Origin of the sequence: Vulcanococcus limneticus LL (genome assembly GCF_002252705.1) — a bacterium.
In the GTDB taxonomy this organism is placed as follows: Bacteria; Cyanobacteriota; Cyanobacteriia; order PCC-6307; family Cyanobiaceae; genus Vulcanococcus; species Vulcanococcus limneticus.
Window position 1 is genome coordinate 52,838 of sequence record NZ_NQLA01000015.1, and the last position, 8,650, is coordinate 61,487.

Annotated in this window: 8 protein-coding genes and 1 pseudogene; 8 read left to right on the forward strand and 1 reads right to left on the reverse strand. The window is 69.0% G+C overall.

From position 1 onward, the window contains the following. Window positions 1-130: 130 nt before the first annotated feature. Window positions 131-1,054 (reverse strand): NAD-dependent epimerase/dehydratase family protein, encoded by a 924-nt coding sequence (locus CJZ98_RS08390; RefSeq protein ID WP_094590296.1) that lies wholly within the window; start codon window positions 1,052-1,054, stop codon window positions 131-133. Between the two features lie 90 nt (window positions 1,055-1,144). Here CJZ98_RS08390 and CJZ98_RS08395 point away from each other — a divergent pair, with 90 nt between their 5' ends. The 8 genes and pseudogenes from CJZ98_RS08395 to CJZ98_RS08425 all read left to right on the forward strand — a co-directional run bounded on the left by CJZ98_RS08395 (window position 1,145) and on the right by CJZ98_RS08425 (window position 8,566). Then, window positions 1,145-1,846 (forward strand): Coq4 family protein, encoded by a 702-nt coding sequence (locus CJZ98_RS08395; protein ID WP_198537606.1) that lies wholly within the window; start codon window positions 1,145-1,147, stop codon window positions 1,844-1,846. 4 nt (window positions 1,847-1,850) lie between these two features. Continuing rightward, a pseudogene (locus CJZ98_RS19075) lies at window positions 1,851-1,997 on the forward strand (hypothetical protein); the annotation flags it as partial. A gap of 132 nt (window positions 1,998-2,129) precedes the next feature. After that, the gene (hisA, locus tag CJZ98_RS08400; protein ID WP_232756343.1) at window positions 2,130-2,903 is read left to right on the forward strand and encodes a 1-(5-phosphoribosyl)-5-[(5-phosphoribosylamino)methylideneamino]imidazole-4-carboxamide isomerase; all 774 of its coding nucleotides are present in this window, start codon (window positions 2,130-2,132) and stop codon (window positions 2,901-2,903) included. Window positions 2,904-3,041: 138 nt separating this feature from the next. Continuing rightward, on the forward strand, window positions 3,042-3,410 hold the full coding sequence (locus tag CJZ98_RS08405) for a Fur family transcriptional regulator (protein ID WP_094590325.1): 369 nt from the start codon (window positions 3,042-3,044) through the stop codon (window positions 3,408-3,410). Between the two features lie 106 nt (window positions 3,411-3,516). Continuing rightward, window positions 3,517-5,163 (forward strand): DUF3685 domain-containing protein, encoded by a 1,647-nt coding sequence (locus tag CJZ98_RS08410; RefSeq protein WP_094590300.1) that lies wholly within the window; start codon window positions 3,517-3,519, stop codon window positions 5,161-5,163. Window positions 5,164-5,253: 90 nt separating this feature from the next. After that, on the forward strand, window positions 5,254-5,823 hold the full coding sequence (locus tag CJZ98_RS08415; protein ID WP_232756339.1) for a thylakoid membrane photosystem I accumulation factor: 570 nt from the start codon (window positions 5,254-5,256) through the stop codon (window positions 5,821-5,823). A gap of 174 nt (window positions 5,824-5,997) precedes the next feature. Beyond that, window positions 5,998-7,380, forward strand: coding sequence for a class II fumarate hydratase (gene fumC, locus CJZ98_RS08420; RefSeq protein ID WP_094590302.1), 1,383 nt, complete (start codon window positions 5,998-6,000; stop codon window positions 7,378-7,380). 73 nt (window positions 7,381-7,453) lie between these two features. Beyond that, window positions 7,454-8,566 carry a PAS domain S-box protein gene (locus tag CJZ98_RS08425; protein ID WP_094590304.1) on the forward strand — a complete coding sequence of 371 codons (1,113 nt, stop codon included), beginning with the start codon at window positions 7,454-7,456 and terminating at the stop codon, window positions 8,564-8,566. The last annotated feature ends 84 nt before the right edge of the window (window positions 8,567-8,650 follow it).

Genomic DNA, 8,650 nt, shown 5'->3' on the forward strand with positions numbered 1-8,650 from the left:
GGGTGCTGGCGCCCAGAACCAGGCGCTCTTCCTTCCCCCAGGAGCGGAGGGCTTTGAGAGCTGCCTTCGGCAATAGTGAGTAATTAAACACACCTACTTTACCCGCTTCTGGTTAGTTGGCGGCAATCGCTCAACCCGTCCCCAGGAGCGCCGCATCGCCGCTGAAGTCCACCGGCGTGGGCTCGCGGAGGGCGTAGTCGTTGGCGTAGCTGTCGGCCAGGGAGCGCTCCACGTCGTAGCGGGGCGTCCAGGCCAGCTCCCGCTGCACCCGCGTCACATCGGTAAGGAAGTGGGCCAGCCGCAGCGGGAAGGCCTTGCGGGCCTTGGGATCGAGGCCAGCCGGATCGAAGCTGCGGATCTCCACCGCCGCCGGATCCTTGCCGCAGGCCCGGGCGGCGGCATGCACCAGGCCGCGGAAGCTGATGCCCTGCACGCTGCTGCAGTTGTAGATACGGTTGACGGCCGCATCCACGCCGATGCTCAGGGCCATGGCCTCGGCCAGGTCGGCCACGTGCCCCAGCTGGGTGATGGTGCTGCCGTCGCCCGGCAGGGGCACGGGCCGGCCGGCCGTGATGCGATCGAAAAACCAGCTCTCCACCGGGTTGTAGTTGCCGGCGCCCACGATGTAGGTGGGCCGGAAGCTGGTGAAGGGGATCTTCTCGGCGTACAGCCAGGCCTCGGTGTCGAGCTTGCCGCTGTGGCGGCTCTGGGGGTCGGTGGGGGAGTCTTCGCTGAGGGGCCACAGCTCGCTGTCGGCGTAGACGCCGGCGGAGCTGACATACACGAAGCGGTGCGCCGGCGCGCCGGTGCGCTCCAGCACGGCACGCGAATCGTCCAGGTTGCGGCCAGAGCTGTCGACGATCACATCGAAGCGGCGGCCCGCCAGGGCGGCCAGACCCTCGGCGCTGCCGCGATCGCCCTGGAGGTGCTCCACGCCGGCGGGCACGGGGTTGCGGCCGCGGGTGAACAGGGTGAGGTCGTGACCCTCCGCCAGCAACCGCGCCACCAGGGGCTTGCCCACGAAGCGGGTACCGCCCATCACCAGGATCTTCACGCCGGCGCCTTGAGGAACTGGGCGCCATTCAAACCGCCGACGCCGACCCTGCCGCCGACCCACAGTGGGGATCTCTGCCCACCTGGACCGATGTCGCGCTTCAGCGAGCTGCTGCGCTCCCTCAACAACCTCAAGCTGCTGGGCGCCATCGGCCGCAGCGGCGGTGATCTGGCCAGCGTGGCCGATCTGGTGGACAACTTCCTCGACAGTCCCCAGATGGGCGACTGCCTGCGCCGCTTCCGCGCCGTGCCCGGCGGCGCCGAGCTGCTGGAGGGCCGCTACCCGCCCCTCCAGCCCGACATCGACGCCCTGATCCAGTTGCCCGCAGGCAGCCTGGGCCGCCACTACGCCGAGCTGATCCGCCAGCTGAACTACGACCCCGAATTCTTCCGCCCCCGCCCGATCGACACCGAGGCCCGCTGGCTCACCCAGCGGATCGCCACCACCCATGACATCCACCACGTGGTGAGCGGCTTCGGCACCGAAGCGGCCGGCGAGAGCGGCGTGCTGGCGATCACCGCCACCCAGATCGGCTTCCCCGCCTACGTGCTGCTCACGACCGCCAGCCAGCTGGCCAGCTTCCGCCTGCAGCTGGACCGCTTCGAGGGCCTGAGCCGGGCGATGGCCCATGGGGCGGCGATCGGCCGCAGTGCCCAGTGCCTGGCGGCGGTGCGCTGGGAGGAGGGCTGGGAGCGGCCCCTGGGCGAGTGGCGCCAGGAGCTGGGCATCGCCGAGCCAGCGGATCGGGAGGTCTATGGGCTGCGCAGCCAGGGGTTGCTGGTGGAGGAGTGAGGCCATGCCCCCGCGCCTCGGCAACGCCTGGACCGCCCAGCCCGCCGCCCTTGAGACCACGGGCGGCTACCGCCACTTCCAGCTCCTGGGTCAGCGGGGCCGCGGCCCCACCCGGGCGGTGGAACTGGAGGCGGTACTGGAGCGGGGCTTCCGGCTGCTGGTGCCCCTGGTGCAGCTGCGCGATCGCCAGTTGTGGCAACCGGGCTGGCAGCGGATCGCCGGGCTGGAGCCCGCCGACATGCCGGCAGCGGGCCTTCAAGATGGACCCAGCCAAGCGATCCCCATGCAGATCATCCCCGCCATCGACCTGCTCGGCGGCCAGTGCGTGCGCCTGCACCAGGGGGATTACGGCCAGGTGACCCGCTTCAGCGACGACCCCCTGGCCCAGGCCCTGGACTGGCAGCGCCAGGGGGCCCAGCGCCTGCACCTGGTGGATCTCGATGGCGCCAAGACCGGCCAGCCCGTCAACGACGCGGTGGTGAAGGCGATCACCGCGGCCCTCGGCATCCCCGTGCAGCTGGGCGGCGGCGTGCGCAGCCTGGCGCGGGCCGAGGAGCTGCTGGCCTGCGGCCTCAACCGGGTGATCCTGGGCACGGTCGCGATCGAGCAGCCCGAGCTGGTGCGGCAGCTGGCGGCACGGCACCCGGGCCGGATCGTGGTGGGCATCGATGCAAAGGACGGCCTGGTGGCCACCCGCGGCTGGATCGAGACCAGCACGGTGCAGGCCACGGAATTGGCCAGGAGCTTTGAAGACGCCGGCGTGGCGGCGATCATCAGCACCGACATCGCCACCGACGGCACCCTGGCGGGCCCCAACCTGGGGGCGCTGCGGGCCATGGCGGAGGCCAGCACGATCCCGGTGATCGCATCCGGCGGCATCGGCAGCCTGGAGGACATCCTCTCGCTGCTGTCGATCGCGCCCCTGGGGGTGGAGGGGGTGATCGTGGGCCGTGCCCTCTACGACGGCGCCGTGGACCTGGCCGAGGCGATCGCCGCCGTGGGGCCCGGGCGACTCCAGGACGCAGTCATTCCGCCTAGCGGTTCTATAACGGTGTAAAGCCTCAGCCGGATCGTGCCCGCCACCCACCTGCCTTCGGCTGCCGGCAGTGCCGCTGTGAGTCCCAACGGCGGCGGCCCAGGCAGCGCCAGCCATCCCGGCGCCGACGGCGCCTACCTGCGCTGCCGCGAGCTGGGCATGCGCCTGAGCCGCCAGCGGCGCATGGTGCTGGATCTCCTGTGGTCGGAGAAGGCCCACCTCAGCGCCCGGGACATCTTCGAGAAGCTCAATGCCCAGGGCCGCAACATCGGCCACACCTCCGTGTACCAGAACCTGGAGGCCCTGCAGAGCGCCGGCGTGATCGAGTGCCTGGATCGGGCCAGCGGACGCCTCTACGGCTACCGCAGCGACCCCCACAGCCACCTCACCTGCGTGGAATCCGGCGCCATCCAGGACCTGGACGTGGAACTGCCCCCCGGACTGATCGCCCGGATCGAAGATCTCACCGGTTTCACGATCGAGAGCTACACGCTGCACCTGAGCGGCCGCCCCCGCGCCGGCGGCTGAACCCGACCGGACCGGCAGAACCCCAGCGGGCAGCCGGGCCGTGAGCTGGAGAACTGGCTGCGGCCTCGTTACGTTGGGCGCCAGAGAACCCCTCCGGCAGCGCACCGTGCCCCAGGCCCAGGCCTCACCCCAGCTTCTGCTGCTCGCCGAACCTCTGGTGCGCGAGGGCCTGAGCGGACTGCTCGGCGGCGCCGGCTACCGCCTTGCCCTGCGCATCGAGGAGCTGGTGGGCGCACCGGCCTTGGTGGTATGGGATGTGGCCGCCACCCTGCCGGCCGCCACCCTGCTGCGGGAACTGGAGCAGCTGCGGGGCCGCTGGCCCGGCGCCGGCCTGCTGCTGCTGCTGGCCGCCGATGCTCCCTACCCCAGCACCTGGCTGCTGCAGCTGCCGGTGGAGGGCCTGCTGCAGCAGGGCGAACCGGAGGAGCTGACACGGGCCGTCGCCACCCTGCTGGCGGGTGGACGCGTGGTGGAACTGCGCCCGCTGGGGGGGCCGCGCGCCGCGGCTGAACCCGAGGCCCTGCCGGGGGCGGTGGGCCTGGGCCAGTGGCTGCTGCAGAGCGGCCTGGCCCAGATCGAGGCCGAACGGCGCCGTTGCCACCAGTGGCTGGAGCTGGCCGATCGCGGCGGCCTGGCCCGGCTGCTGCTGCGGGGTCGGCTGCGGGAACTGGCGGCGGCCCGGCGGCTGCTGCTGTGGCTGTGGGGCCCGATCGCGATGGCCTGGCCCGAGGTGCTGCCGGACCCGGCCCCCGCGGCTCCCCTACCCCTGCCTCCCACGGCCTCCAGCACCGCGATCACCCTGCGCCAGCGCACGGCAGAAGGGGTGTGGCAGGCAATCCAGGAGCGGCTGATGGCCGCCAGCAGCGGCGAGCTCACCAATGCCAGCGGCCAGCTGCTGGCCCTGGAGGGCCTCAGCCCCGTGCACCGCCGCGACCTGCTGCTGGCCCTGATCAGCCAGCTGGATCTGCTGGTGCTGCGGCTGCGCCAGGAGCAGCTGCGGGGCGAGGCGCTGCAGGAGCGCTGGCTGCAGCTGCAACCGGATCTACGCCGTCTGGCCCTGCGGGCCATGGCGGGGGAATACGTGCAGTTGCCCCAGGAGGGCAGCCTGCTGCCGGTGGCCGACACCCTCAGCGCCAGCACCGACCTGCAGATCAGCGATCCGGAGTTGCCGACGCCGCTGCCGATGCTGGCGGCCCTGGTTCAGGCCCAACCACTGCTGGTGGAAGGGCGCCTGCTGGCGCCCGATGAACCGCTGGCCCTGCTGCAGCTCGAGGCGCTGATCGCCAACTGGCTGATCCGCAGCGCCGAACTGATCAGCGCCGAACTGCTGGCCTGCTGCAGCACCTGGCCGGAGCTCCGCCGCTACCTGCTCTGTGCCGATCTGCTGGCCACCCGCAACCTGGAGCGGCTGCGCAACCAGCTCAATGCCCAGCAGCGCTGGAGCAGCGTGTTTGAGCGGCCGGTGCAGCTCTACGAGAGCCAGCGGCTGCTCTACCGGCTGGAGGGCGGCACGATCGTGACTGTGCAGCTCACCGAACCCCGCGATGCGGAACTCCGCCAGCTGGGCTGGCTCCAGCAGCTGGTGACCCTGGCCCTGGAGGCCCGCGATGCCCTGGCCCCGCAGGTGCATGGCGCCCTGCGCCGCATCGGGGATCTGGTGGTGGTGGTGCTCACCCAGGTGATCGGCCGGGCCATCGGCCTGATCGGCAGGGGCATCGTCCAGGGAATGGGCCGCAGCTTCGGGCGCAGTTAGACCGCCCCAACCCAGTCCCAGACGGCCGCGCGTCACAATGGCGGCACCGTCCGGCCTGTCCCGTTGATCCCCGGTTTCCTGGTCAGCCCTGTGATCCGCCCCCTGGCCCGTCCCCTGCTGCGGGGCCTGGGCCTGGCCCTCGCCCTGCTGCTCTGCTGGGCCCTGCCCGCACAACCCGCCTGGGCCGCCCGCGACACCAACAGCTACGACGGCAACATCTATGCCCTTTACGCCGGCAACGGCTCGCTGGTGCCGCCCCGCAGCAGCCTGGCCGATTCCCTGGCCGAACATCGCCCGGTGGTGCTGGCCTACTTCCTCGACGACGCCGCGGTGAGCAAGCAGAACGCCGTGGTGTTCAACGAACTGCAGCGACTCTGGGGCCGCAGCGTGGAGCTGATCCTGGTGACCACCGACCCGCTGCAGGGCCGCCCCGACCCTGGCCCTGGGGCGCCAGGCCACTACTGGAAGGGGGTGATTCCCCAGGTGGTGGTGTTCGGCACCGATGGCCAGCCGGTGCTCAACGCCACCGGGCCGGTGGACATCAACGCCATCAACGTTGCCCTCACCGAGGTGACGGGCCTCAAGCCCCAGGGCGACTCCAAGTCCAGCGTCAGCCGCGAGGTGAATGAGCTGAACAGCGAGATCGTGTTCTCCAACTGACCATTTTCTCCTGCTGATCACAATCTTCTGATGATCCCGAACAGCTGTTGATCGCGATCTCCGGTTGATCCTCTGCTCCAACTGAAACCAGCCGGCCCCAGCGGCCGCCCAACGCCGCTTCCACCACCGCGCCAGCCGCTGCTGCCCACGGCGCCCATCAGCGACCCACCTGCCATGAGCCCTGCCACCCGGATCGAAACCGACAGCCTCGGTGCCGTGGCGGTGCCGGCGGAGCACTACTGGGGGGCCCAGACCGAGCGCTCGATCCACAACTTCCCCTTCGGCCAGCGCATGCCGCTGCCGGTGGTGCACGCCTTCGGCCAGCTCAAGGCCGCCTGCGCCGAGGTGAACCGCGATCTGGGCAAGCTCGATCCAGGCCTCTGCGCGGCGATCGTGGCGGCTGCCGAGGAGGTGGCCTCGGGCGCCCTGGATGCCGAATTCCCGCTGAAGGTGTGGCAGACGGGCTCGGGCACCCAGAGCAACATGAACGCCAACGAGGTGATCGCCAACCGGGCGATCGAGGCCCTCTGCGGCGAGCTCGGTAGCAAGCGGCCGGTGCATCCCAACGACCATGTGAATCTGAGCCAGTCGAGCAACGACACCTTTCCGGCGGCGATGCATGTGGCGGTGGTACTGGAGCTGGAGCGCCAGCTGCTGCCGGCGCTGCAAGGGCTGATGGGGGCCCTGCAGGCCAAGGCCACGGCCTATGCGGAGATCATCAAGATCGGCCGCACCCACCTGCAGGATGCGGTCCCGCTGAGTCTGGGCCAGGAATTCGGCGGCTACGTGGCCCAGCTGCGCCTGGGCCTCGACGCGATCGACGCCAGCCTGCCGGCCGTGCGCGAGCTGGCCATCGGCGGCACGGCGGTGGGCACGGGCCTCAATGCGCCGCCGGGCTTCGGCGAGCTGGTGGCGAAGCGGTTGGGCGAGCGACTGGGCACGGCCTTCAGCAGCGCCCCCAACAAGTTCCAGGCCCTCGCCGGCCATGAGGGGCTGGCCATGGCCCATGGAGCCCTCACGGTGCTGGCCGGCAGCCTGATGAAGATCGCCAATGACATCCGCTGGCTGGGCAGCGGCCCCCGCTGCGGTCTGGGCGAGCTGGTGCTGCCGGAGAACGAACCGGGCTCCTCGATCATGCCGGGCAAGGTCAATCCCACCCAGTGCGAGAGCCTCACGATGGTGGCCGTGCAGGTCATGGGCAACAACACCGCCGTGCAACTGGCCGCCAGCCAGGGCAATTTCGAGCTGAACGTGTTCAAGCCCGTGATCGCCCACAACGTGCTCGAGAGCATCGAGCTGCTGGCCGGAGCCTGCCTCACCTTCCGCGAGCACTGCATCGAGGGCCTACAGGCGAACGTGGCCCGCATCGAGACGCTGCTGGATCAGAGCCTGATGCTGGTGACGGCGCTCACCCCCGCCATCGGCTACGACCGCGCCTGCGCCATCGCCAAGCACGCCCACAACCACCAGCTCAGCCTCAAGGAGGCCGCCCTGGTGCTTGGCGAGATCAGCGCCGAGGACTTCGACCAGTGGGTCCAGCCCCAGCAGATGGTGTGATTTGGGCAGCCATGGGCGGCATGGCTACGGTTCCGGGGAAGCACCTGAACGCCTGAGACCAGGCAGAGCAACCATGGCCAAGGGCATGGCGACAGAAGAGGCGAAGCTGCTGATGGGGGCGATTTCCAGATCGCTCGCCATTGCCACCTTCTCCCTGGATGGCGAGATTCTCTCCGCCAACCAGAAGTTTCTGGAGATCATGGGCTACGAGCTGGGGGAAGTGGTCGGCCAACACCACAGGATTTTCGTCGATCCCAACTACGCCCAGTCGGAAGACTATCAGGAGTTCTGGAAGAGCCTGACCAGCGGCAAAAGCACAACCTCCGAATTCAAGAGATTCGGCAAGGGCGGACGCGAGATCTGGCTGCAAGGCATCTACATGCTGGCAACAGACAGTGCCGGTCAGCCGGTGAAGATTGTCAAGGTGGCCTCAGACGTCACCTCCAGCAAGCTGATCGCCACCTACAACGAGGGAATGATCGCCGGCATCGAGCAGGCGATGGCCGTGATCGAGTTCAAGAAGGACGGAACCATCATCTCGGCCAACCAGAACTTTCTCAATCTCACCGGCTACTCCCTGTCGGAGATCACGGGCCGGCACCACAGCATGTTCGTGGAGCGCGACTATGCCCACTCCGAGGAGTATGCGGAGCACTGGCGCAGGCTAGAGGCCGGCGAAGTCTTGCAGGGGAGATACAGAAGAGTCAATAAAAATGGTGCAGAGATATGGCTGCAGGCCACCTACACGCCCATTCTCAGTCCGGATGGCGAAGTCATCAAAATCGTCAAGTTCGCCTACGACGTCACCACAGCCGTTCACCAGGCCGAACAACTGGAGCAGGCCCTCGAGGCCTCCCACAACGCTAAGGAACTGGAAATCGAGCTCGCCAAGGCCAACGAAGCGGAACGGGCCAGGAAGGAAATGGATCTCGCTATCCAGGAACTCTCCACCCCGGTCACGCCGATCTGGGATCAGATCCTGTTGCTGCCCCTGGTGGGCATTCTCGATTCGACCCGTGCCGCCTCCATCATGACGAAGTCACTGGAGATGATCTCCCAGACGCGAGCACGGATCTTCGTGCTGGACATCAGCGGTGTGGCCACGGTGGACACGGCCGTGGCCAACCAGCTGATCAAGATCACCAAGGCCACCCAGCTGATGGGCTGTGAGGCCAGGGCTGCCTAAAAGTGTGATCAGGTCTTGGTGTCGGCCGTCATCACCCCTCCCAGGGCCAGCATCCCCTTGATGTCGTAGGCCAGCTCGCGAAAG

Bases quoted from the DNA above. Each gene is read 5' to 3' on its own strand.
- CJZ98_RS08395 (WP_198537606.1), top strand. From the start codon at position 1,145: ATGTCGCGCTTCAGCGAGCTGCTGCGCTCCCTCAACAACCTCAAGCTG.
- hisA (WP_232756343.1), top strand. From the start codon at position 2,130: ATGCAGATCATCCCCGCCATCGACCTGCTCGGCGGCCAGTGCGTGCGC.
- fumC (WP_094590302.1), top strand. From the start codon at position 5,998: ATGAGCCCTGCCACCCGGATCGAAACCGACAGCCTCGGTGCCGTGGCG.
- CJZ98_RS08405 (WP_094590325.1), top strand. From the start codon at position 3,042: ATGCGCCTGAGCCGCCAGCGGCGCATGGTGCTGGATCTCCTGTGGTCG.
- CJZ98_RS08425 (WP_094590304.1), top strand. From the start codon at position 7,454: ATGGCCAAGGGCATGGCGACAGAAGAGGCGAAGCTGCTGATGGGGGCG.